A 25,120-nucleotide genomic window follows, 5' to 3' on the forward strand; every position below is an offset into this window, starting at 1 on the left:
AATAATTTACCAAAATATCACTCACACTCCAATAATGCCGCAGCCTCTTTCTCAGCTATCACATGAAAATCATTGTGCAGCTGTAAGATTGAGGCTGGTACCAAAGGTGTCACCGGACCGTTTATTGCAGCTTTTAATATCTCTGCCTTGTCCCTGCCACTGACAACCAGTACGATTTTTCTGGCCATCATAATACTCTGAATTCCCATGGTATATGCTTCCCCTGGTACCTCTTCCCCTTCTTTGAACAGACGGGAATTGGCTTCTATCGTTGATTGCGCCAAGGCAACACAATGGGTGCCTTTCTCAAAGCTGTCTCCGGGTTCATTAAACCCGATATGCCCGTTATGCCCCAGTCCCAGGAGCTGTATATCGATTCCTCCCAGTTGTTCAATTACTTCATTGAACCGACTGCATTCTTTTTCACCGTCCTTTGCCAGACCATCCGGCAGATAGGTATTGCTTTGATTGATATTCACATGGCGAAAGAGATTCTCCTTCATAAAATAGTGATAACTCTGTGGATTTTCCGGAGAGATTCCCTTGTATTCGTCAAGGTTTACCGTCCTGACTTCCTTAAAATCCAGATCCCCCTTTTGATACCATTCAATCAGCTGTTTGTAAATTCCTATTGGTGTTGATCCAGTTGCCAGCCCCAAAACGCTGTCAGGCTTAAGAATAACCTGGGCCGACAGTATATTAGCCGCCTTTCTGCTCATATCCTCATAATCTGTCGCTCTATATATTCGCATCTTTAATTCTCCTGTGCCTGTCTTTCCTTATATCTCACTGTATTTCTGGTCTTTCTGTCTTTCTGTCTTTCTGTCTTTCTGTCTTTCTGTCTTTCTGTCTTTCCGTCTTTCCGTCTTTCCGTCTTTCTGTCTTTCTGTCTTTCCGTCTTTCTGTCTTTCCGTCTTTCTGTCTTTCTGTCTTTCCGTCTTTCCGTCTTTCTGTCTTTCTGTCTTTATCCTTTAAATCCGTGTCTCAAATCCGGATGAGCCCCTTTCATGAGCTTTACAAAAACCAGATACAATATCCAGAATATCACCAAGCTTGCAGGCAGAATGATAAAAGCAGTACCAAGCCCTATTCTGTCTATTAACTTTCCAAATATCATATTAAAAGTGATATCACAGATTGTTGCAAGGCTGATAATGGCTCCAGTTGCTCTGGCTATTCTGTCTTCTTCATAAAAGTTCCTGATCATAAGTATAAGGGTGGGATATACAATAGAGAGACTAAAACCTGATAAACTCAGCAATAGAAAAGCCCTGCTCCCAAAAGCAATCCCTGCCACATACAAAATCATTCCCGCCGTACTGAAGATACCGATACTTTTTGATACCCCTATTCTTTGTACCACCGGTGCAAATACCAGACGTCCAATTGTCATTCCTGCAAAGAAAACAGACAGATATCCGGCTGCTTTGCCATTTTCAAAATTCAGCTCTTTTGTTCCATACATCATCAGCCAGTTCAAAACACCGTGTTCGGCAATAAAATATGTACCAAAGAGCAGGGTGAGAAACAGGAAGGCGCGTGTTTTCATAATCGCCCCATAGGATACCTTCACTTCTTTTTCTTTCTTTATCTGGGGCAGCTCATTTAAACCAAATAATACTGCTCCTCCAATTGCCAGTAGGAAAAGCAGCAGGTTAACCGTCTTCCAGCTGGTAAAATTCGCGGAATACCTTCCGATTACATTCTGACTGCCACTGGTTCCTATTCCCTGGACAAAAAACAATACATTTACGATCAGCCCCGGGGACGCTGCAAAGACAACGGGAACAAGTATATTAATGGTAGTGTTAAGAAGTGTGGACGCTCCCATACACAGGAACATACCTGCCAGCAGAAATACATAACTCTCCGTAAGCAGGAACAAAAGCGCACCTGACATCCAGATTCCTAATACAGCCAGAAACACTTTCTTCTTTGGGAAGGTATCCAGAAAATACCCCCCGAAGAACAAAAACACAAGGTTTCCCAAATAGCTGACTGTGATTATCATTGACACCTGGGTATTGGTAAGCTGAAAATGTTCCTGAAACACCATACCAAAGAGACCTCGCAGGCTGTCGCTTGCTCCCATAACAATCATGATAAGCATAAAACTGATAAATAGAAGCATCTTTCTATTCTTTTGCATCAACATAGCTCTTATATCCTGAATTATCCCTTTCTCAGTCTTTAAATACTTCTATTGTTACATTATTATCCATGAAACGATAACGGAAGCGCACTACCGTATTATCCTTCTCCACCTTAAAATAACCTTTATTGGAGGAACCACTTCTGGGATAGGTATCATAACAATAAGTAGCTGACAGAGTTCCATAAGTGGAAACGGCATAATCATATTCCCCTGCAAATGGAATTACCAGGGAAAGGGTGTAAGTATTGTCTCCGATATAGTACATTCTCGTAACTTCGCTGTTTGAATCATTATGGGTTGCTCCTACCAAGGGCTGGAAACTTCCATATACAACAATCTTCTCCGGTAATTTATAGCCTGTTTCCGGGTCAAAAACATTCTTGGCTCCATAATCCATAAGATCAGCAGGGTTTCCTGCAAGTATGCGCAGTTTATCACCAGTCTCCCAGAGTTCTTTCACTGTCTCTTCCATGTTAAAACCCATAGGGCAGTCAGCACTTTTTTTGTTTATCTGATAATAATCCTGCATATCCTCTTTACCATTATCAGCTCGCTCCATCTTCACTGCCGCACTTTCCAGGCTTCGGCGGAAGGGGATTTGAAAAGAAGCATTGGAATGAGTGATTGCAGTCCATTTATAGGTATATGCAAGGAAATGTTTCTGTCCAGCCTCATCCTGGTTGGCAAACCATCCGATCTGGTCATAACCCCACCAATCCTTCCAGGCCCTTTCCTCATAGCTGATGCTCTCAAAGTCCTCTATTACTCTACCGCCCCAGTTATCATACTCCATCAGATAAGGCATGGAATCCGCACTCCAGCCATTGGGATTCAGACCCCCTTCACTGTAGCCCTCCTTTACCAGCACCAGCTTCTCACCGGCTCTGTCTGTAACCGGATATCTGGTAAAAGGCATGGCATGATAGTCCAGAAGCAGCCTTCCCTTTATGTTAATGCCGTGACTGTGTGCATCCATCAATACCTTGTGCCTTCTTGCATGCTCTTTTCCATAGCTGCGTATCATCTCCATCAATTCCGACATTTTCACCATACCACGGTCATTGGCAGTGTAAAGGTGAATCTGTCCCATATGAAGGGCTTCATAGCCTGCATCGATGTACCTGGTTGCCCGGTAATAGAACCACAGTCTGGTTTCCAGGCGGTTTATATCCGGAAGTGCTCCGTCTTCTCCCCAGATAAATCCATTGGGGGCCTCCGGAAACCGCATTTCTTCAAATCGGAAACCACGGTCTTCCACGGGTAGTCCAAAGGCTTCAAATACATATGCCGGAACTTTAAAATTTTCGATATGCCTGTATACCGCTTCAAAAACACAAGCCTGGAGAATAATCTCTGAATCAATTTCGTGAACACGGTCTGCCAGATATTTTGACTTCTCAAAATGCTCTTCATCATCAAGGTCCGGATACCATACGCCGGAGGCTCTTCCGATAAACTTAACGCCCAGATTTTTAATGGCTCTTAAGTCATCCTCTAAGGTTTTTGTGTGTATGAAAAAGGCAGCCGTCACGGATCTGTCCAGATAATTCTTAAGGACATCCAGCTCTATGGTAGTATCAAAGGTATAGTTTTTCATGTGTACACCATTCCATACCGCAGACAGGTCTGAGGTATTGCCACTAATAAAACAGGCTGAAAGAAACCTAGTGTGGCATCCTTTCTGTTCATTCGTTTTTCCTTTCAGCCTTTACAGATGAAATAATTCTATTGCTCGTAAAGTGACATTACAAACAGGGCAAACAGGGAGTTGGCCCAGGCAAACCATTCTCTTGTATAAAGCTTTGGTTCATTACAACAGAACCCCTCATGCATTACCATTTTATCCGCATCTGTAGACAAAAGGGTGTTTAGAAGCCTTACTTTCTCTTCCTGCTCTGCTGCTGTAAGTCCCTCCATGGTCAGGGCAATGTGCCAGATATACTGGTCAGGTGTATGCGGGCTGCCAATACCTTTTGCGGCTGTGCCTTCGTAATAATAAGGATTATTTCGGCTTAAAAGGAACCTTCTGGTATTTTCATAAATGGAATCGTCCTTCTCCCGGTATTTCAGCCAGGGAATTGATAATAAACTTGGAACGTTGGCATCATCCATTAAGTTATAGCTGCCAAGACCATCCGTTTCATATGCATATACTTTACCATACTCCTCTGTCTCAACGATGCCGTACTGACGGATGCCCTGCTCTATACTATCCTTAAGCTTTGCCGCCTGCTCTGCCAGCTCAGCATCTTTATAGAATTCTCTAAGGAATTTCTCCATATAACCTAGTACCACCACCGCAAACATATTGGAAGGAATCAAATATCCATAACGGCAGGCATCATCACTGGGACGAAAGCCTGACCAGGTCATCCCCGTATAGGCGGTTGGTTCACCTTTTCCTTCTCTGGTCAGCGTATCAGAAGGCGGGCAGTTAAGACGGACAAAAGAATAATCTGACTGCGTCTCATGGTTTTGCTCTTTGGCCCACAGCCTTATAATCTCCTCAAAGACCAATTTAACTTCAAAGGTAAAGATATGACGATTACCAGTTCTTTCATAATATTCGTGCAGTAGCCAGACAGGATAACATAAAGAATCCACTTCATATTTCCTCTCCCAGTTCCAGGGATTGCTTTTCGTGATATCCACTTCCCAACAGTTGCCGTTAGCTGTTTCATTAAAGGCATTGGCATAAGGATCAATGAGTATATATTTCATCTGCCTCTTAATAAGACCTCTTACAAATTCCTCCAGAATGTCGTACTCCTTCAAAAAAGGAAGATAGTGCACCACCTGCGCAGAAGAATCCCTTAGCCACATAGCTGCAATATCTCCCGTAAATACAAATACCTCATCCTCCTTCAGAAATTTTGTAGTAGTCTTTGCCGTACTCTCAAAACAATTGATAAAGGTCTGGTATAATTTCTGATTGTCCTGAAAGCGAGAAGCAACTTTCTCTGCTATCTCGCTAACCGCCTCGTTCAGGCGTTGCTGTTTCAAATCCGTACTCATATCTACTCCATTCCGCCGCCAAAAGCGGCAACTTCTTACCCTTTTATACCAGGAACGATTCCTCCGCCCTCAAATCCTCCATTAAACTGAACCATTATACTCTTTATTTCGTAAGGTTTTACATCGAATACCACCTCATTCTCGGAAACCTCTCCTACAGGCTCCTCCATAAGGTTGCATTCATACCATTTCTTTACGGTAAGGCTGCCGGTCAGTCTTACCTTACCTCTTCCTCCGGTAAACTCATGGAGACGAATTACATACCAGGAGGAATTTTCAGCTTTTTTGACACAGTCTATCACGACATTCTTCTTGTCAAAGGAAAGCAGACTGCTTTCTCCTGCCCTGCTCCTTCCGTTTATCGGGATGATAGGGACATTTAAGTCAAAGGCTTCCTCCTCCAGTCCGCTGCGGTACCATTCCTCCTTGTGAGGATAGAGGGAATAGGTAAATTCATGCTGTCCCAGGTCTGCGGTATAATCCGGATCCACCGCTGATTTTATCAAGGTCAGACGCAAAGTATCCTCCAGGATATCATAGCCGTACTTACAGTCATTTAACAATGCAACTCCATAACCCGCCTCACTGATATCCGCCCATTTATGGGCTGCAACTTCAAATTTGGCAGCTTCCCAACTGTTGTTTCTGGTAATAGGGCGGCGGATATTTCCAAATTGTATGTCAAACCTTGCATCAACTGCCCGGATGTTAACGGGAAAGGCCACCTTCATAAGCTTCTGACGTTCCTGCCATTCCACCTCTGTTTTAAAATCGATTCTTCTCTTTTCATGATACAGGCACATAGTCTGGCGGATAACAGATTTATGGTATCTCCATTTGAACATAACAAAAATTCCTATGCCATTCTCCTCTGACTCAATTCCCATACAGTCTTTCACCAGTTCCAGCTTATCCTTCAAGGTGGGCTCTAACTCCCAGGCATCAAAGCATCTTGGTTTATCTTCAAATATCTGAAGAACATTACCGCATTTCTCCCCGGAAAGAACCTCCCTGCCTGCTTCTTTGTCAAAGAGCCTTGTAAGCTGTCCCTGTTCATTCCAGCTTATTTCATAATATTTTGTGGCAGCCGTATTCCCTTTTGTTATGCTGCTTTCCTTCTTATTCCTCTCAGTGGGAACAGGCTTTGTAACCCTTCTGATATTGGTAAAGGAAAAGGGTTCCATATCTTTAACAAAAACAAGAGCTCTACCATCTTTTATAATACAGGGCAGGTCATTTCCTTGCTTGTCTGTAAAGCCCTCTGCTTCTGAGCCGGCTGAAAGCTCCACATAAGTGCTTCGCTTCCAGTTCTGGTTATTCCATAGGGTGTAGGTATTTTCTTCGTTGATACATAAGGCAGCATAGGTCTTTTCCAGTACTCTCTTAAGCAGTGCCTGTGCTTTCTCATATTCTGTATGGCTGTCCTCATAAACCTCTTTGATAGCAGACCCCGGAAGAATGTCATGAAACTGCTGGCAGAGGATTATTTTAAGTGCCTCTGAGATAACCTGCTCTTCATATGGAATTCCGGCAGTTTCAGCAGCCAGTACGGAAAGAAGCTCGGTCTGATACAGCATATACTCCAGACGGCGGTTCATCTTTTTATTGTATGCCTGAGAGGTATACGTTCCCCTGTGAAATTCCAGGTAAAGCTCTCCATCCCAAACAGGTAAATAACCCTCCAGAGCATTTTCTCTGATATTGTTATGCAGGCGTTTAAAGTATTCCTTACCCGTTTCTGTTTGCACATAAGGCAGTCCGGGTATTTTATTTAAATGCTTCAGTGTCTCCAGCATATCCCTGTTAGGGCCTCCGCCTCCATCACCATAGCCATAAGAAATCAAAAGGTCACGATTCAGATCCTTATTCTTATAATTGTCCCAAACACCTTTTACCGCATAAGGCCTTGTATCCCCATTATAGGTATAGGAATCAGAATCCAGGTCTGTAGTGGTGATAAAGTGGGCAAGAATCTCTGTTCCGTCTATACCACGCCAGGTAAAAGTGTCATATGGCAGCCTGTTGGTATCATTCCAGCTGATTTTCGTAGTGACAAAAGTATTTATCCCTGATTTTTTTAAGATTTGGGGAAGTGCCCAGGAATAGCCAAAGACATCAGGGAGCCACAGAAAATCATTTTGATAACCGAATTCTTTCTGAAAGAAGTTCTTTCCCATAAGGATCTGCCTTACAATAGACTCACCGCTGGCAAGATTGCAGTCACATTCCACCCACATGGAACCGGAGGGCTCCCATTTGCCTTCTGCAACTCTTTTCTTGATATGAGCATAAACCTCCGGATAATCCTGCTTCATATAATCATATAACTGGGCTTGGGACTGCAAAAAGGAATAATGGTCGTATCGCTCCATCATCCTGTTTACCGTTGAAAAGGAGCGGGCAGCCTTTTCTCTGGTATGGCGGATTCTCCACAGCCAGGCCACATCAATATGGGTATGTCCGAGCATACTGACCTTAACCTCAGGCTTTCCTCTTCCGTCCATCTGCCCATTAAGGTAAGCATATGCCCTCTCAGTGCTTTGGTAAAACTCTATCGAACCAGGCTCCGTATAATCCACCAGCTGGAAAGCCTTTACCAATACATTTAACAGCCATTCCCTGTGCTCATTGCCCTTTTCCAGTAACCCATAGGTTTCCAGTACGCTTCTGGAAAGAAAGTATAAGTCATCCGTTGGATGATCGAGCACACCTATCTGGGCACGTTCCAGCTCCATTACCATTTCCTTTGGCTCTCCTCCGCCATTCAGACCGGACCAAACCCGAAATTTAAGTTCCAGTTCCTGCCCGTTTACCGGTATATCAAGGAATACCTCTTTGTGATTACCGTCCACTCCCTGGTAAGGCTTTCCGTTAAGATACAAAAGGCTTTCAAAATGGCTGTTATTACCAGTTCCCACCGGTACACCAAAATCAAACAGGCCAATGACCTCCTGGGTTATCGGTTCATCCGGAATCCTGATGCTGGTACACAGCCAGTTGTAACGGTCATACCCCTTCCAACGGTGTCCGATACGGACCTCTTCCGGTGTTCCCTTAGGGTCTGCATTCCCAATTCCTCCGTCATCTTCATACCACTGAAATCCCGGAATGTCCTGCAGCTGCCTGTAGCGCAGTTCAGCCAGCTCTTCCACTAGATGTCCTATTCTGTCCTGGTTATGAAAATCAAAGGGCATTTCTGCCTCCTAAGATTCCGCCATAAACCGCATCATACTTCGCTACCAGTTTCTTTGCCAGGGAATAGGAGTTTACCAAGGGGTGCAGCGTAAGAGCCTGAATGGCAATTTCCTTGGAATTACTCTCAATTGCTTTTACTGTCAGCTTCTCATACATCTTAATCATACGGATTAAAAGATAGCAAGGCTCAGGCACTTCACCAATGGGTACAGGCTGAATTCCCTCTGAGGATACCTTGCAGGTAACTTCGATGACATCCTGCTCCTCAAGTCCTGCAATACAACCGTTATTCTCAACGGAGAGCACCAGATAACGTCCTTCCTCGCTTTGCAGCCCTTCGATACAATCCAGCATCACACCGGCATATCCCATACCGTCCGGTACTTCCAGCTCACCTTTCTTAATCTCCTCCTGATGACTGCTTCCGGTTTCGATACTCATGTAAGAACCTTCACGAATTGCCATGTAATATAAGAAAATCTGAAGTGCAGCCTCGGGATCGGCGTCGATATCAATTTCTTTTAATTCCTGCATCATCTGTATATTTACAGCCTCGATGGTCTTTCCTCTGGTAGCTCCCGATTTTATGATATTTTCAAGGGCTTTCTCTCTGTGATAATAGTAATACAGATACTCATTGGGTAAGAAACCGATGGAGCGAAGCAGCGTAGGATCAAACATGGAGAATTCCTGTATACCGGATAAAAAGCTGTCATCCTTTAATAAGTCCTCCAGTATTTCCGTCCCTTTCTTTTTCACGCTCTGAATCCAGGAAAGATGGTTCAGACCGAAGAATTCCACATACAGATCTTTCTCATCAACCTCCAAAGCTTTTGCCATTCTGAATTTAGTACTGCTGGGTGCATCACAGATTCCGATAATGCGGTCATAACCGGCATTTCTAAGAGCCTGTGTCACAAGACCAGAGGGATTGGTGAAATTAAAGATCCAGGCATCAGGCGCATATTTCTTAACCAATTCACAGTACTCCAATAATACCGGAATGGTACGCACTGCCATGGAAAAACCGCCTACTCCTGTGGTTTCCTGTCCAATAACACCTTCCTCCAGTGCAACCTGTTCATCGGTGACCCTGGAGTGATCCCCCCCAACGCGAAGGGTAGTTACTATATAATCTGCTCCACTGATAGCATCTATGGCATTGTCCGCTGTCTCCAGCACCAGATCTCTGTTCTTTCGTTTTATTACATGGCTGCAAAGCTTTCCTATCACTTTTAGCTTCTCCTGATTGATATCATACAAAACAACCTTATCTATGTTTAAGTTTTTATAACGTTCCAGCAGGCCGTTAATAAAGATAACCGTCCTGACACCTGCTCCGCCAATTACTGCAATTTTCATAATTTCCTCCCTTTCGCCATCTGAGGCGACATAAAACTGATAAATGAAGCTTACACAGAGCACTGTAGTACTCCTTATAAAGTCTTCTCTTTGTACATCAGAATCAACTTCTTAAAAATCCTCTCTAAGAGAATAAACTGTAATTCCTGGCACTTTCCCTGGTTTCATTAATAACCTTGTTAATTTTCTTTGAGAAATTTAAGTAATTCTTCCTGCGTAGGAAATGCTGTATTACCACCATAGGCGGTAACAGACCTTGCACCGCAGGCATTTCCGGTTAAAAGGCACTCTCCTACAGGCTTTCCCTTCAGGAAGCCATAGATAAAGCCTGCGTTAAAGGAATCTCCTGCTCCGGTGGTGTCTACGGCAGTTACCCGAAAAGGTGCGGCCTCATAAAACGCTCCCTGCGAAACAGCAATAGACCCTTTCTTTCCAAGCTTTGCCGCTGCAATCCTGCAATGCCTTGAGAAATCTTCTATCGCTTCCTTTGCCTCGGCTTTTCCGGAGTAATGAATTGCTTCTGTTTCATTCATAAACAAAACATCAATATAGGGAAACAGCTCATAAATTCCCTTAAACCATTCTCCGCTGCTGTCCCAGCCCACATCAAAACTAACAGTAATATCCCCTGTCTCTTTTATCTTCTTTAACAGGGAAAGATACTGTTCATGATTTTTACTGCCTGCATATTGGGTAACATGTATATGTCTGGCTTGTGCCAATTTGTTAAAATCAATTGCCTCTAAATTAAGCTCTGCATTGGTTCCCTGATAGGTAAGAAAAGAGCGGTCCTTTTCATTGGTAAAACTAAGGGAGATTCCTGTTTTATTACTCCGGCTGATTGTCAACAGAGAATCATCCACATTATTCTTTCGAAACTCGTCTTTTATCAGCTTTCCGTAACAATCCTCACCAATACTGCCTTGAAATACCGGGTTTAAGCCAAGTTTCCCAAGTCCCAGCGTGAAAAGGGCCGCTCCGCCTCCGACAAAGGTATCCATACAATCAACCAAATCTTCTTCTCCGGGTGCCGGAAACTTCTCCACACCGGGTATTACTATATCTATATTAACATCGCCATAGACGAAAGCATCCCACTTTTTTTCTACCATTTCTTCCTCCTTATGACTTTTTACATAAATTTAAAATCTACATCCTCTGTATTCTATATAAAAACTTTAGCATGAAAATCTATAAAAGAACTTTACCATCAAATTCTATAAAAGAACTTTACCATCAAAATCTATAAAAGAACTTTACTATCAAATTCTATAAAAGAACTTTACCATCAAATTCAATAATAAGAACTTTACCATCAAAAATTCTATAAAACACTTTACCATCAAATTCTATTACAAGAACCTTTACCATCAAATTCTATAATAAGAACTTTACCATTAAATTCTATAATAAGAACTTTACCATTAAAAATTCTATAAAAAAAACTTTACCATCAAATATAATTAATAGCTCATTTATAATCATATTAATTATCAGACAATGGTAAAGAATCTCTATTTCGTATTTTGTTATTCCTTAACAGCTCCAATCAAGGCACCCTGGGCAAAATATTTCTGTACAAAGGGATATACACAGAGGATAGGAACTGTTGTAACTACCACCGCCGCCATTTTCAGGGAATCTGTCGTAACTGTATTAGCATTTTGTGCGATTGCCTGCGCAACCGTAGATACATTCTTTGCTCCCATAGCCTTTGACAGCATCTGCTGTAATACCGTCTGAACAGGCCATAACTCACTGGTTCTCATGTAAAAGGAGCCTGCAAACCAATCATTCCAATGGTTTACTGCAGTATACAGACCAATAACAGCCAGTACGGGTTTACTAAGAGGTAATATGATTCTTGCAAAAGTTCTGAAGTATCCGCAGCCATCCAGCTTCGCCGACTCCTCCAGACTGACAGGTATATTTTCAAAAAAGGTTCTCATCATCAGTAAATAGGTAACGCTCACTAAGCTTGGCACTACATATACCCAAAAGTTATTCACTAACCCCAGTTTATTAAACTGAATATAAGTCGGAATCATACCACCGCTGAATAACATGGTAAAGGTAATTAATATGGTGATAATTTTTCTTCCCGGCAAATCCTTTTCCTTTAATGCATAAGCCGCAAAAGAGGTAACCAATAAACTTGCCAATGTTCCGATAACTGTACGTGCTATGGTTATCTTGTAAGCATTCATAATCTTGCCGTCACGAAAAACCTCTTTATAGTTATCCAAGGTAAAAACTCTGGTCCAAAAATAAATCCCGCCCTTTGCAGCATCCTTACCGTCATTAAAGGACAATGCCACGATGTTGATACAGGGTAGAATTATAATCAGGCAAAGTACGGTTATAATAATATAAATAAGAATCTGAAGAGCCTGTTCTGAACCAGTGGCTTTTATCCTGCTTTTTGTTTTCATACGAACACACCCTGTCCTTTCATTTATTGGGATACCACCTGGAAGTAGCCTGTACTACATAGTGGTATCCCATTAATTATCCTATTTGGTGTAAAAATCAATTGCGCTGCTGTCGCTCTTATAGAGATCTGTTAAATATGCAATAAATTCATCATTACCAGCTACTTTTAACTGAGCTCTGAAGGATTCAACAATATCCTTCACTTCACTGTCAGAGCTTGCATAAATAGCCTGTACCAGCATCTCATTGTAGTTTAATAAGGCCATATTTGCTTTTACTTCTGTAAGTGAATCTGCTGACAAATAGGCTGTAGCATCCAGACCGGGAACTAATTTAAGTTTAACCGGATACTCGGTGGCAATCTCAACGGAACGGTTGAAAGTCTCACTGGAAGCTGCTCCAGGACGGCTCTCACCAAAGTTCACCAGATTATCTACATTTGTCTGTATGAAGTTAAAGAAGTTGAAACCGGCATTTCCAAAACCTGCTCCTATGTTATTAATAAGAGCTTCTTTTTCACCGTTATTGATCATATTAAGAACATCTTCTGTAACCTGTGGTTTACCATCCACCATAGTATAGCTTACGCCTTCCACGCCGTACTCACTCAGGATATGACCTTCAGTTGTTGCAAGGTAATCAAAGAAATCAAGTATCTCTTTGGGGTTTTCAGCCTCTGAGGAGATTGCCCAGGCACCGTTTTGTGTCTTTCCGTGTACAACCCTGGAATTGTCTCCGGTGAAATCATTTAAAGGTCCCAAAGGAATCCATTCATCAGAGGTGTATACAATATCCTGATAGTTGTGAACATCGGCAATAATCGCAGAATTGTGTGATCTGGAAACTTCTTCAGCACGGGTAGGATCCATGGTAAAGAACTCAGGATTCATTAAACCGTCGGCCAGAAGTTTTCTTACATAATTGATTTTATCATATACATAATCTGTGTCGGCTTCGTGTAAGATGGTGCCGTCTTCCTGAATATTGTAGCCATCGCTTACACCCCAGGTATATCCGGGAACAATATATTTTAAGGTATCAACAGAACCTCCCCAGAATTTCGGTCCCAAGGGGTAAACAGGATTTCCATTTTCATCTTTAAAGCCGCCTTCTTTAATCTTAACCAGGAGATCATAGAACTCATCCTGCGTCTTAATCTGAGTAGGGTCGATTCCCAGTGCATCAACAATGGATTTCTGTATATACATACCACCAACAAAAGCATCCTGAGGATTGTATTCCAAGGTTCTGTCTTCGGCAGAAATATATAAAGGAAGAATATAAGCTGCTCCGTTAAATTCATCACGGAAGGTAATGTTCTTCTTAGCATCATCAGGTAAATAACCGTCTTCCAAATAACGTTTATAAACCTTTGTATCAGGCAATAAACCGGAAACATCCGCAAACATCTCTTCTCTGGCAGCTTTCAATAAAATAGGAAACTCAGGTCTGGTGGAATTGTCCAGGTAAGAAATAATTACATCCGGAATAGTTCCTGAAGCCATCTGCGCTGCCATTACACTGGCATCGCTGTCTCCGGGTGTATACTGGATATCCAGTTTAATACCCGTACGTTTTGTAATCTCCTGCATAACCGGTGTGCTGTTAAGATCCTGTGGCAGATTATTACCGATATCATCTACATAAGCCTGAATGGTAATGGTTCTGTCAGCAATCCAGGTATCCGGCCTGTTTTCTGCAGTACTTTCATTTTCTGTGCTGCTTTTCTTATCATCTGCTTTGCTGCTGCAGCCCGCAAGAGCTGAAGCTGCCATCACAACAACCAAAGCTGTGGCTAAAAAGCGCTTCTGAAATATTTTTCTCATAATGTTCCTCCCATAAATTATATATTATCTCTGCTTCCCTTATAGCAGTAGAGAGCATTCAAGTTTACCAGAGGCTGACCTCTGTAAATTTTTTGGACAGTTTATTGCAGATAACCACCAATATCAATCCAACAATACCCTGAATCAATCCGATAGCCGTAGCATAACCAAATTGTCCGTTTAAAAGACCAACCCGAACCACAAAGGTATCCAAAGTATCAGCAACCGTCATATTTCCGGGGGTTCGAAGCAGATAGATCTGCTCAAAACCAGTAGATAACATACCACCCACACCCATAATAAACAACAGACCAATCGTACCGCGAATGCCGGGAATGGTAATATGACGGATTTTCTTTAGCTTAGAACAACCGTCAATGCCGGCAGCTTCATATAAGGACGGATCCACGCCACTGATGGCTGCCAGGAACATAATAGAATCCCATCCGATATTTCTCCATAAGTCCATGGAAAACAACAATTGGAAGAAGTATTTAGGCTCCATCATAAAAAAGGTTCCGGGATCGCCTCCCATACTGCCAATAATCTGGTTTAGAACGCCTGTATTGGGGGCCAGTATTCTCTGTAGCATGGTAACAATAATAACGGTAGATAAAAAATGAGGCAGATAGGTAATAGTCTGGGTAATCTTCTTAAATTTCATATTCTTAATTTCATTCAGCATCAAAGCAAGAATAATCGCAAAAGGAAATTCCAGAATACATTTGATCAGACCAACCGTAAGGGTGTTTTTTAAAAGTCTTGTGAAATCAAAGCTATTGAAAAAGGTCTCAAAATAACGGAATCCCACCCAGGGGCTGCCCCATATTCCTTTTTTGAAGGAATAATCCTTAAACGCTAATACAATTCCACCCATAGGTACATAGCATATTAAAATATAATAAATGATACATGGTACCAGCATCAGGTACAGGGGCCAAAATTTAATTAGCCTTCTACCCAAAGAATTATTATCCATCGACCTTGGTTGTTTCATTCAGCTCACACCTCTTTCTTGATATAACCCAATTATAGAAAAATCTCGATTTTCTCACAATGGACAAAACTTTTTTATTCAGTGCATATTTCTACAGCCGAAACAATGCTGCCGTCTTCTAATCGAAGATAGGTCTCAAAGGAGCCTTTGTTCCTTTCTTCCAGCAGAATAATTCTGGCTCCATGTAAGAATCCTTCTCTGCCATAAGTGTTGTATCCGGTAGCCCTCCCGTATCCAAGCTGTATACCATGTAAATTTCCGATATAGTCGTTAATATGGTCATGTCCGGCAAAGACACCTTTTGTATGACCTTCCTCCAGCAAAGCGGTAAAAAAACCAGAATTAACGGCAGGGCAGCACACCTCCTCCAGTTTATTACCTATACAGCATTTACTTTCCCATACCTCCTTATATTCGGGCAGCGGAATATGCAGAAACAATAACGAAGCAAAATCACCGTAACTAACCCCCAGTTCTTTTATAGCCTTACGGAACCATCTGATCTGCTCCTCCCTGATATAGTCATATCCACCTATGTCCGATAAGACATTGTAGCTACCGCTGTCTAATCCAAACAGAACCCACTCAGTCTCATCAATATCATTTTTGATTTCCAAATAGTGATTCCCGATACCAAATCCGGAATCCTCTGCATGAAACACCATAGAACCAGGCATATCCAGAACCTTCTTAAACAGAACTTCTTTTCCGACCCCTTCCTCCGCATCGTGGTTCCCAAAGACAAAGCTCCAGGGAACCCCAGCCTCCACAAGAGGCTCCAGTACCCTGTCAAGTCCCTGCAGATTATCCACTCCATAAACGGTATCTCCTGTTATCATAACAAAATCAGGCTTTTCAGCTGCAAGAAGACTTCTCATCAGATGAATGGTCTTCTCATCAACACTGCTACCATCGACATAATGTAAATCCGTAAACTGCATGATCTTAAATTTACCATTTTGGAACTTCAGCACTTTTTTCATACTTACACCTTTTTTGCTTAACGCAATCTTTCTATATAATTTTATAATTCTTCCTTATCTATGAGTAATCGCTTATTCATTGGTATACTAATTTAAGGTATTTGTTGTTTATAGGGTATTTGCTTTTTAGAATATTTACATTTTTAGGGGTATTTATTTTTAGGGGTCTTTTTTCCCAGTTACTCTTTTCTTGTCCCATTTACTTGTATCTAACTACCAATAGACCATATATCATACAGGTAACTACTCTGCAAAATCTTCCAATCTTTTCAGCAAACACCGAAAAGCTTTCAAAGCGCAGGCAGTTTGCAGAACATAGAAAGGATGAATGCGCCTATGGAAATATATTAGAAGTCCTTTTCTCTGAAGATTCTGTGCTATATCCACAAACAGATTGTCTGAGCGCAGCGAGTTATCTGTTTGAGGATATGCCAAGCACAGAATCTTCAGAGAAATAGGACTTCTTATATATTGTAATCGAAGCATGAATTCTTTCTATGTTCTGCAAACTGCCGTCCCCTTGTCATCCCTGCTGTCCCTTTGCCATCCCTGTTGTCCCCTTGCCACCCCTGTCATTCCCACAACGCATTAAAATAATACTAAAATGAATCCCCCACCACCACAATGGATAAACATTCAAACTATAGTGGATATTTCTATAACTTACCGCTAACATCTTGTTTCTTATATTTGCCAGTAGTATATTGAAGAGACAGAACCGTGCTCTTCATTCCATGGAATTGAATAAAAGCACACTATAATAAAAGAAAGGATCCAATAATCATGCATACTTACTTTCAAGCCAGCGGCTCCTTGAACAAGGGCTTTGTGGGGCAGATCTCCTATACAGTTTGCCTGGACAAAGAATATAAAGGCATGAATATAGAATTTTCATTTAATAAACAACGCTATACTGAGGTTACCGAGGAATTAAAGTCAGAATTCCTTCACACCTACGGCGGTGAATATGGCATCAGCGATTACTCAGATGAGGAGCTTGATAACACCCTTCGCGAAATGAAAACAGAGATTCATACTCTGGTTACTATGAATGACGAATTTATAGGCGGGGTACACAAACAGCTTACCACCCGCCAAATGACCTTCACACCTGACTTTACCAGCGATGGCTGTCTACCGCAAACAGGTATAGCAGGTGTTCTTAAGATTACTCTGGTTGTATTTAATGTCATTATGGATCAAACCGATTATCAGCTGACCTTAACGGTAGAAGGTTAAAATCAGATATGTACTATTATTATTTTACCAGGGTGTAGCTTAAGACTGCCGGAACCGGCTTAAGGTTCCACTAAGCAGAACGCATGGCGAGATTCCGGAGACACCGTAAAGATAAATTACCGGAATAACAGCGCAGAAGACTGTAAAGAGGAGCATCTTAAACGGCGGGATTTGCTTTAAGCAATCCCTGATATGCCTTAGACAGAGAAAGGAACTATAATGTTTAAACGTTTGGAATTACATAATCATACCACGGAATCAGATGGCAGCATGACTCCCCTGGAATTAATGGAATTTATGATTGCTGACCAGGTCGATGCCTTTGCCATAACAGACCATAATACCATATCCGGGCACAGAAAAGTCGCCACACTGCTGGCAGAGAACAACTTCCCTATAAACTGTATCTACGGAATGGAATATACCACTTATTACGGGCATATCCTGTGTCTTAACCTGAAAGAATACGTATCCTGGGAGAATGTGAATCTCCACAAGCCTGAACTGCTCTTTGGGGCTGCAAAAGAAAAGAATGCCCTGGTAGGAATTGCTCACCCCTTCTCATACGGACATCCTTTTGCCAGAGGATGCCGTTTTGACATGAAAATCACAGACTATTCCTCCATTGATTTCATCGAGATCTTCAACAATCCCGAACCCCTTCATGAGGTAAACGAACGAGGACTTCTATGGTGGGAAGCACTGGTATTGGAGGGCGAGAGGCTTGCCTTTACCTGCGGAATGGATCTTCACGGCAGATGGGATATGAAAAATCAATACGCAACCTTTATAAAAGGAAAACCTGAAGGCGATATCTCAAAGGAACTGGAAACTGCTGTTCTAACGCAGAAAACCTGGATTTCCAAAGGACCGTTAACAGAGTGTGCGATTGATGACAAAAGGAAACGGCTCACCTTTACCATAATCGATACGGATAAGCCTGGTTATATTCATCTGGAGGAGGCTCCTTATTATCTGACCCTGCGAACTAAAAAAGGAGTCCTTACAAAACAGTTCGACCGAAAGACTCCACTAACAGTTGATTATACAGAACTGCAAAACGATACTGTGGTTATACCGAAACTCTATCAACAGAATACGGAGATTGAAAACCTTCTGGCTGTTGCACCTGTAATCTATTTGTAAGCTTAGGGTGTGATTGAAACAAAAAGGCATAAGAAGACCTTTTCATAATATCAGGGCTTCCTATGCCTTAAGAAACACGGCTCTTTTTCAACAGACTGAAGTATTTTGCATCACATAACAGATATGTGATTTACTGATACCTCAATCCGTTATCTCACTTGCGATGCAGTCTTCTATATTCCAGAGGTGTCAGAGAAGTTGATTTTTTAAAGACCCGGAAAAAATACTGACTATCTTCATAACCGACCTCTTTTGAGATTTCCGCAATGCTTTTATCCGATCGTATCAGATATTCACAGGCTTTTTCCAACCTGAGATTTTTGATGTAATTTACAGTTGTCTGCCCGGTTTCTTTCTTAAATATGGTGGAGAAGTAATTGGGGCTAATTGCAAATTTTTCTGCCAGTTCCGTAATGGATATATCACGGTTATAATTATCCTGAATGTATTTGATACCCAGCTTTATCTTGTTTCTGGCATTGATATCAATATCTCCCTTTACAGAGATACTGTCCAATATAAGCAGGTAAAGGTAGTTAATCAATTCCTTTACTGATTGAAAGGTTTCAAAGATCTCAAAATTCAGCACCAGCTTCTCCATATTCTTTGGATCATTGGTAAACAGCGGATTAGATACCGTGATAAGAATCTGTATGATACGCGCCCAAACAATACGAATATAGGCAACATTGTACCGTTTAATCTTATCCTCTGAAAAGATATCATTAAGCAGGAATTCTATGTTCCCGGCATCGTGCCGCTCAATATACTGATGCAGCATATGCAGCTCTGATACCGGAAATTGCTCCGCTGAAAGAATCTTAATATCATCGTAGAAATAAAGATTGAGCTTTCCATGAATCATTCTCTGCAGGAAAGCCTCCTGTGCCTCTTTGCTGCTATCCACAGTAATTTGAGCTGCTATGGAGCTGCTGCCAAAGGTCAAGGAGACTCGCATCTTCTTCCATAAAAGATTCTGAAGTTTGGTAAATACTTTCTCCGCTTCAATCCGCAGCCTGGCTGGATTGGTATTGGTAAAAATAACATAAAGCTGATTCATGTTGGAAAGATTGTTAACAATAAGCCGTCTTCCCTCTCCTTCAATTTCATAAAATACATTTTTTATGGAAAATTTAATAAGGTCAATATCCTTGTAGTCAAAACATTTCTGTTCATAGCTTTCAGAATTAATATGAATTACGGAAACAATACTCCATTGATTTTCCAGAGGAAATTCAATTCCTGCAAGTTTACCTGTTTTGCACAGATTATCAATTTCCAGTTGGTTCCTGAGCAGTTCGTTGACTGCTTTGTCCAGCATATAATCCTTTTTTTCTGCAAGCGAACGTGAACCTTCTCTGATACTAAGTCTCAAAGCTTCCTCTTCCTCAATTTTCTGCAAGGAATCTTCAATTGCCTTTTTTAAGTTCTCGTTTGACACAGGCTTTAACAGATAGGCATTCACCCCCAAATGAATGGCCTGTTCCGCGTATTCAAATTCTGCATACCCGCTTAGTATAATGAACTGCAATTTCGGCAGCTTCGTTTTGGCAGTTCGAATAAACATTAACCCGTCCATCCCCGCCATGCGGATATCTGTTATGATAATATCCACTTTGTGCCGCTCTAAAATCTCAATTGCCTGTTCACCTGAGTCGGCTTCATACAGCACTGCCGGCATCAGATTCAGATACTCCAATCTGGCTTTAATCCCCTGTCTTATCAGTTCCTCATCATCTGCAATCAAAATACTCCTATTCACGCTAATACCCTCCCTATTGAAGAAGTGGCAGGGTAATTGTAAAACAACTTCCCCGTCCCTGCAAACTCTCTATCGTAATTCCATATTCAATTCCACAAGCTAATTGAATTCTCTGGTTAACATTTCTGATACCGATTCCCTGTCTGGTCTGTTCCGCTTGGTGGGTATCATTGATATAATTACTGATTTCTTCAACTTTTTGCTGCGACATGCCGACACCATCATCTTCAATCTTTATGACCAGCATATGATTGACCTCTTTGATGGAAATCTCCAGTGTTCCTTTCCCTTTGTTTTTGCTCAGGCCATGAACAATGGCATTCTCCACAATGGGCTGCAGAATGAACCGCAGCACCAGCTTATCCTCCATTTCTGGATCAACATTGTAAAACACATCAAATTTATTCTCAAATCTGGTTTTCTGTATATAGACATAATTCTGAGTATGCACCAGTTCCTGTTTAACCGTTACAAATTCACCATAGTTTTTTCCAAGGCTGTATCTGAAATTCCCTCCAAGCTTTTCACAAAGATCACAGATGAGAAAGACGCCCTTGACCGCCGCAATGGAACTGATGGTTTCCAGGGTATTGTAAAGAAAATGAGGATTAATCTGCAATTGCAGGTTACGGAATTCACTTTCTTTCTTCTCCAGCTGCTGGATATAATTTTTCTTTATCAGGGTATCAAGCTTTTCAAGCATTGTATTGAACTGCCTGTCCAGAACTGCAATCTCATCATTTCCTTCAATTTTTTCCGTTATGGATAAATCACCGGTTTCCGCCACCTTTATCTTATGAATCAGCTTCTCTACTCTTTTTGAAAAGCTTCTGGTAAAAGCAAACATGGTAACAAAAATAATTCCAATCACCACTGAGAGAACCGGTAAGAAACTGCTTTGTACATCCGCTTTCTTCTTGTTCAACTGGCTGTTGTTGAAAAGAAACAGCAGTTTTAAACCAAAGTTTATTTCATGCTCCGGGCTGATAACCATAGCATCTTTATAATAATTGGTCTTATGAGAGTTAAGCTCCTCATAGGATAAGTCTTTTAGTATGGAATTATAATCCTGGTTGGAGGAATATATGATATCAGAGTTACTGTCTAAAGCGATTACATCATATGAATATACCGATTCACCAAAAGTAACGGTTGGTGCCAACAGCCTTTCCAGATAAATATCCAGTTTAACCATACCAATGAATTCACTGGTATAGTCCGCAGTATTTATATAGATAATATCCTGCTTTAAGGAAAGAATAGCTTCCTTCTTTTTGCCTGCCATATAAATAAAATAATTACCTCTGGCAGACAGGCTTTTGGGAAACCAGCTCTCCCTGGTAGCTCCATCCATCATTGCAACTCTGCTGCCATAGATCTTACCGTTTGAATTATTGGAGTAAATCATACAATTACGCAGCTCCGGGCTTTCCAAATGAAGTGATTTATTTACTTCTGTACTAACATCTGTTCCTTTGCTCCGTGGATTATTATCCTCCGTCTTATTCATCAGGGTATTAACAATAATGGTGTTATTGGTTATCTGCCTTAAGCTGTCATTATACTGATAAAGCTTGCTTTCCAGACTCGACGTATACTGGGCAATCAGCTGATTATGAGAATTCACCAACTCCTCTGTAACCAAATTTGTAATTTTTTGAAATACCAGAGAACTTATGAACAGTATGGGTACAATGCTTACCAGCGCAGTAAAAGCGACCAGCTGAGTAAATATGGTACTGGAATGAAAAACAAATCTGTGCAGTCTCTTTAACTTTTCTTTCATTTCTTCTTCCTCAATTTGCAAAAAACCCAAGAATAAAAGCACCATAGCAGTCATTGCACTTATTCTTGGGTTATAATATTAATCTATAAATTATTCTATAGTGTCTTCTCTAATGCAAGATATCCAAGTCTTATAGCACCCAAGATACCGGGATCCTCCCCAAGTATTGGTGGTATAATATAGTTATCAATATCTTTCATAATGTCCTCATGACGGATATATCCACCCAAATTTTGCAGAACTTTCTCTCTTACAGCGGGGAACAGCTGTGGCTGATGCATAACACCGCCCCATAAAACGATTTTATTGGGTGATAAGGTCAGTATATAATTTGTAACAGCCTGGGCAATATAAAAAGCCTCCAGTTCCCAGACCTCATCCCGTTCTGACAGCTCGTGCCCTTTTTGTCTCCATCTGCCCTCTATTGCCGGTCCGGCAGCAAGGCCTTCCAGACAGTTATCATGATAAGGACAAAATCCTTCATAGGTATCCTGTTGATGGCGGGTAACAAGAATATGACCAGCCTCTGGATGAACCAGTCCATGCAGCGGCAATCCATTGATGCAGACTCCAACTCCCACTCCGGTACCAATCGTAATATAGATTACCGACTCACAATCTTTGCCCGCTCCCCAGACAGCTTCTCCAAGAGCAGCACCATTCACATCCGTATCAAAGCCTATGGGAATCTTCAATGCATCCTGAAAAGCCTTTACAATATTAAAGTTACGCCAGGCTAATTTCGGACTACTGGTAATCGAACCGTAGGTAGGAGATGAAATGTCCAAATCAATAGGACCAAAACATCCGATTCCCAGCGCTTCTATCGATTCATTTTCAAAAAATCTGATTAATGCAGGAATTGTAACTTCAGGTGACTCTGTCGGAATTGTAAATCTCTTATGGATTTCTCCCTTTTCATTACCAATCGCACAAACCATTTTTGTACCGCCGGCTTCAATTCCTCCAATTATCATAATACCCTCCGTCTTTCGTTCCTTTTCTTGTTGCTCCATTCGGAATTCGCAAGCGAGCTTGCAATTCCTCTTTCCGCTTTCATTATAAAATGAACATAATACTTGTTCATTTTCTTGTTGCTCCAGTCGGAATTCGCAAGCGAGCTTGCAATTCCTCTTTCCGCTTTCATTATATCATACAAACTCAAATCAGGCAGTTCACAAATCTTCAAAAAACACTGTATTTTTCTATGATACACACCAAAGCTGCAAGTCTCAAAAACCATTCTTTAATAGGTAAACAGGAAATTTGCGCCAAACAGAAAGAGGAATGCGCCTATGGAAAGGTATTAGAAGTCCTATTCTCTGCAGCTTATGTGCTATATACGAAAACAGATTGTCTGAGCGTAGCGAGTTATCTGTTTTCGTATATGCCAAGCACAAAAGCTTCAGAGAATTAGGACTTCTTATACCTTGGAATGGAAGCATGAGTCTTTCTGTTTGACGCAAATTTCCGTCCCCTTATGGAAACCTTCTCTTTGTCACAAATTTCTATCCCCTTGTAAAAACCTGCACTTTAAAACCACTAAAGAACCCAGCCTTTTAGCGATAAATAATTTCATCCCTGCCAGGTCCATTGGATACCATAGTTACAGGAACACCGATTTCTTTTTCAATAAACTCAATATATTTTCTGCAATTCTCAGGAAGCTCTTCATATTTCGTAATTCCTCTAATTTCCTGATTCCAGCCGGGAAGATTTACATAAACAGGTTTTGCTTTGGCAAGCTTAACAGTAGTGGGGAAATCCTTTGTTACAACACCATCTACCTCATAGCCTACGCATACAGGCAGTTCCTTTAAATACCCCAGAACATCCAGAACAGTAAGTGCAACCTGTGTTGCTCCCTGCATTCTGCAGCCATATCTTGTCGCTACTGCATCAAACCAGCCCATACGTCTGGGTCTGCCGGTAGTAGCACCGAACTCGCCGCCGTCACCGCCTCTTTTTCTTAACTCATCGGCTTCTTCACCAAAAATCTCACTTACGAATTCACCGGCTCCTACAGCACTGGAATAAGCCTTGGCAACTGCAATGATTTCCTTGATTTCATAAGGAGCAATACCTGCACCTATGGCACCGTAGGCTGCCAGTGTGGAGGAGGAAGTTACCATCGGATAAATTCCGAAATCCGGATCTTTCAAAGCACCAAGCTGTCCCTCTAATAAGATATTCTTACCTTCTTTTATAGCCTCATACAGGTAAGCTGAAACATCGCAGACATATGGCTTAACCATTTCTCTGTATTCAATAAGGGTATTGTATAATTCCTCAGTGTTGATGAGAGGCTTGTGATACATATGCTCTAAGATAACATTTTTAGCTTCACATACTCTTTCAACTTTTTCTTTTAAGCTTTCTTCATCGAAAAGCTCGGATACCTGAAAGCCAATTTTTGCATATTTATCGGAATAAAAGGGTGCAATACCGGATTTGGTGGAACCAAAGGATTTGCCGCCCAGTCTTTCTTCTTCATACTGGTCAAAGAGGATATGATATGGCATCATAATCTGTGCTCTGTCAGAAACCAGGAGTTTAGGTTCCGGCACGCCTCTGTCTGTTAAGGATTTTACTTCTTCAAAAAGATAAGGAATATTAAGTGCTACTCCGTTACCGATAATACAGGTAGTGTGCTCATAAAATACACCTGAGGGAAGAAGGTGAAGTGCGAATTTACCATACTTATTAATGATTGTGTGGCCAGCATTACTGCCTCCCTGAAATCTTACAATAATATCAGATTCCTGACCTAACATGTCCGTTATCTTACCCTTGCCTTCATCGCCCCAATTAGCGCCTACTATTGCTTTTACCATAGAATTTCCTCCTTTTGCAACCATGAGTTATCTCTTATACAGTCATCCTTTTTCTGCATAAAAAATGGCATTGTAACAAACCAGTTACCATGCCTTATTACTTTCCTATTATACATACATTCAGGACATAAGTAAAATCAATATTATTTATGTTGTCCATAATCCCTGATTATATTGCTTCCTTATACAGGCAGGCATTGCTATAGTATAGGATGCTGTATTATGTAAAATTTATCCCGGCCTTCCTATTAATCCTCCAGCGCATCTGTTTTTATAGCAGGTTCTTCTGTGTCCATCATTCCTGTTAGCAAATACCATCCTATATTTTCTTTGAATTGCTTTCAGCTTATCCCTCAGGGATTCCTTCTTACTTTTTATATATGCTCC

17 protein-coding genes are annotated in these 25,120 nt (G+C 41.4%); 2 read left to right on the forward strand and 15 right to left on the reverse strand.

Annotation, left to right across the window (positions count from 1 at the left end; translation table 11 throughout):
- Positions 1–17: 17 nt before the first annotated feature.
- From nagB to R2R35_RS08175, 11 genes are all read right to left on the reverse strand, one after another.
- The gene (gene nagB, locus R2R35_RS08125) at positions 18–752 is read right to left on the reverse strand and encodes a glucosamine-6-phosphate deaminase (protein WP_317733994.1); all 735 of its coding nucleotides are present in this window, start codon (positions 750–752) and stop codon (positions 18–20) included.
- A 212-nt stretch (positions 753–964) separates the two neighbouring features.
- The gene (locus R2R35_RS08130; RefSeq protein WP_317733995.1) at positions 965–2,149 is read right to left on the reverse strand and encodes an MFS transporter; all 1,185 of its coding nucleotides are present in this window, start codon (positions 2,147–2,149) and stop codon (positions 965–967) included.
- Positions 2,150–2,183: 34 nt separating this feature from the next.
- Positions 2,184–3,752, reverse strand: a complete 1,569-nt coding sequence (locus R2R35_RS08135) for a hypothetical protein (protein WP_317733996.1) — start codon at positions 3,750–3,752, stop codon at positions 2,184–2,186.
- Positions 3,753–3,880: 128 nt separating this feature from the next.
- Positions 3,881–5,170: a glycoside hydrolase family 125 protein gene (locus tag R2R35_RS08140; protein WP_317733997.1), complete on the reverse strand. Its 1,290-nt coding sequence runs from the start codon at positions 5,168–5,170 to the stop codon at positions 3,881–3,883.
- A 35-nt stretch (positions 5,171–5,205) separates the two neighbouring features.
- Positions 5,206–8,364: an alpha-mannosidase gene (locus R2R35_RS08145; protein WP_317733998.1), complete on the reverse strand. Its 3,159-nt coding sequence runs from the start codon at positions 8,362–8,364 to the stop codon at positions 5,206–5,208.
- Positions 8,354–9,727 carry a family 4 glycosyl hydrolase gene (locus tag R2R35_RS08150; RefSeq protein WP_317733999.1) on the reverse strand — a complete coding sequence of 458 codons (1,374 nt, stop codon included), beginning with the start codon at positions 9,725–9,727 and terminating at the stop codon, positions 8,354–8,356. The genes R2R35_RS08145 and R2R35_RS08150 overlap by 11 nt, the downstream gene beginning before the upstream one ends.
- A 179-nt stretch (positions 9,728–9,906) precedes the next feature.
- The gene (locus tag R2R35_RS08155) at positions 9,907–10,839 is read right to left on the reverse strand and encodes a carbohydrate kinase family protein (protein ID WP_317734000.1); all 933 of its coding nucleotides are present in this window, start codon (positions 10,837–10,839) and stop codon (positions 9,907–9,909) included.
- A 417-nt stretch (positions 10,840–11,256) separates the two neighbouring features.
- Positions 11,257–12,159 carry a carbohydrate ABC transporter permease gene (locus R2R35_RS08160; protein WP_317734001.1) on the reverse strand — a complete coding sequence of 301 codons (903 nt, stop codon included), beginning with the start codon at positions 12,157–12,159 and terminating at the stop codon, positions 11,257–11,259.
- A gap of 81 nt (positions 12,160–12,240) precedes the next feature.
- Positions 12,241–13,986 (reverse strand): extracellular solute-binding protein, encoded by a 1,746-nt coding sequence (locus R2R35_RS08165; RefSeq protein WP_317734002.1) that lies wholly within the window; start codon positions 13,984–13,986, stop codon positions 12,241–12,243.
- A gap of 64 nt (positions 13,987–14,050) precedes the next feature.
- Positions 14,051–14,983 (reverse strand): ABC transporter permease, encoded by a 933-nt coding sequence (locus R2R35_RS08170; RefSeq protein ID WP_317734003.1) that lies wholly within the window; start codon positions 14,981–14,983, stop codon positions 14,051–14,053.
- Positions 14,984–15,057: 74 nt separating this feature from the next.
- Positions 15,058–15,966 (reverse strand): metallophosphoesterase family protein, encoded by a 909-nt coding sequence (locus R2R35_RS08175; protein WP_317734004.1) that lies wholly within the window; start codon positions 15,964–15,966, stop codon positions 15,058–15,060.
- A gap of 783 nt (positions 15,967–16,749) precedes the next feature.
- On the opposite strand from R2R35_RS08175, the gene R2R35_RS08180 reads away from it, so the two are divergent.
- A complete protein-coding gene (locus tag R2R35_RS08180) occupies positions 16,750–17,205 on the forward strand; it encodes a DUF6669 family protein (protein WP_317734005.1) in 456 nt (151 codons plus the stop codon).
- Positions 17,206–17,424: 219 nt separating this feature from the next.
- Positions 17,425–18,351: a CehA/McbA family metallohydrolase gene (locus R2R35_RS08185; protein WP_317734006.1), complete on the forward strand. Its 927-nt coding sequence runs from the start codon at positions 17,425–17,427 to the stop codon at positions 18,349–18,351.
- Positions 18,352–18,505: 154 nt separating this feature from the next.
- Here R2R35_RS08185 and R2R35_RS08190 read toward each other — a convergent pair whose 3' ends face one another.
- The 4 genes from R2R35_RS08190 to R2R35_RS08205 all read right to left on the reverse strand — a co-directional run bounded on the left by R2R35_RS08190 (position 18,506) and on the right by R2R35_RS08205 (position 24,733).
- Complete coding sequence (locus R2R35_RS08190; protein ID WP_317734007.1) at positions 18,506–20,113, reverse strand: response regulator transcription factor; 1,608 nt, start codon at positions 20,111–20,113, stop codon at positions 18,506–18,508.
- 13 nt (positions 20,114–20,126) lie between these two features.
- The gene (locus tag R2R35_RS08195) at positions 20,127–21,899 is read right to left on the reverse strand and encodes a sensor histidine kinase (RefSeq protein WP_317734008.1); all 1,773 of its coding nucleotides are present in this window, start codon (positions 21,897–21,899) and stop codon (positions 20,127–20,129) included.
- A 95-nt stretch (positions 21,900–21,994) separates the two neighbouring features.
- A complete protein-coding gene (locus tag R2R35_RS08200) occupies positions 21,995–22,876 on the reverse strand; it encodes an ROK family protein (RefSeq protein ID WP_317734009.1) in 882 nt (293 codons plus the stop codon).
- Between the two features lie 582 nt (positions 22,877–23,458).
- Positions 23,459–24,733, reverse strand: coding sequence for an adenylosuccinate synthase (locus tag R2R35_RS08205; RefSeq protein WP_317734010.1), 1,275 nt, complete (start codon positions 24,731–24,733; stop codon positions 23,459–23,461).
- Positions 24,734–25,120 lie beyond the last annotated feature (387 nt).

The sequence above is a fragment of the Anaerocolumna sp. AGMB13020 genome (assembly GCF_033100115.1).
GTDB lineage: Bacteria > Bacillota > Clostridia > Lachnospirales > Lachnospiraceae > Anaerocolumna.

Coding starts and splice junctions, on each gene's coding strand:
- nagB (WP_317733994.1), bottom strand. CDS start 752: ATGCGAATATATAGAGCGACAGATTATGAGGATATGAGCAGAAAGGCG.
- R2R35_RS08130 (WP_317733995.1), bottom strand. CDS start 2,149: ATGCAAAAGAATAGAAAGATGCTTCTATTTATCAGTTTTATGCTTATC.
- R2R35_RS08135 (WP_317733996.1), bottom strand. CDS start 3,752: ATGAAAAACTATACCTTTGATACTACCATAGAGCTGGATGTCCTTAAG.
- R2R35_RS08140 (WP_317733997.1), bottom strand. CDS start 5,170: ATGAGTACGGATTTGAAACAGCAACGCCTGAACGAGGCGGTTAGCGAG.
- R2R35_RS08145 (WP_317733998.1), bottom strand. CDS start 8,364: ATGCCCTTTGATTTTCATAACCAGGACAGAATAGGACATCTAGTGGAA.
- R2R35_RS08150 (WP_317733999.1), bottom strand. CDS start 9,727: ATGAAAATTGCAGTAATTGGCGGAGCAGGTGTCAGGACGGTTATCTTT.
- R2R35_RS08155 (WP_317734000.1), bottom strand. CDS start 10,839: ATGGTAGAAAAAAAGTGGGATGCTTTCGTCTATGGCGATGTTAATATA.
- R2R35_RS08160 (WP_317734001.1), bottom strand. CDS start 12,159: ATGAAAACAAAAAGCAGGATAAAAGCCACTGGTTCAGAACAGGCTCTT.
- R2R35_RS08165 (WP_317734002.1), bottom strand. CDS start 13,986: ATGAGAAAAATATTTCAGAAGCGCTTTTTAGCCACAGCTTTGGTTGTT.
- R2R35_RS08170 (WP_317734003.1), bottom strand. CDS start 14,983: ATGAAACAACCAAGGTCGATGGATAATAATTCTTTGGGTAGAAGGCTA.
- R2R35_RS08175 (WP_317734004.1), bottom strand. CDS start 15,966: ATGAAAAAAGTGCTGAAGTTCCAAAATGGTAAATTTAAGATCATGCAG.
- R2R35_RS08180 (WP_317734005.1), top strand. CDS start 16,750: ATGCATACTTACTTTCAAGCCAGCGGCTCCTTGAACAAGGGCTTTGTG.
- R2R35_RS08185 (WP_317734006.1), top strand. CDS start 17,425: ATGTTTAAACGTTTGGAATTACATAATCATACCACGGAATCAGATGGC.
- R2R35_RS08195 (WP_317734008.1), bottom strand. CDS start 21,899: ATGAAAGAAAAGTTAAAGAGACTGCACAGATTTGTTTTTCATTCCAGT.
- R2R35_RS08200 (WP_317734009.1), bottom strand. CDS start 22,876: ATGATAATTGGAGGAATTGAAGCCGGCGGTACAAAAATGGTTTGTGCG.
- R2R35_RS08205 (WP_317734010.1), bottom strand. CDS start 24,733: ATGGTAAAAGCAATAGTAGGCGCTAATTGGGGCGATGAAGGCAAGGGT.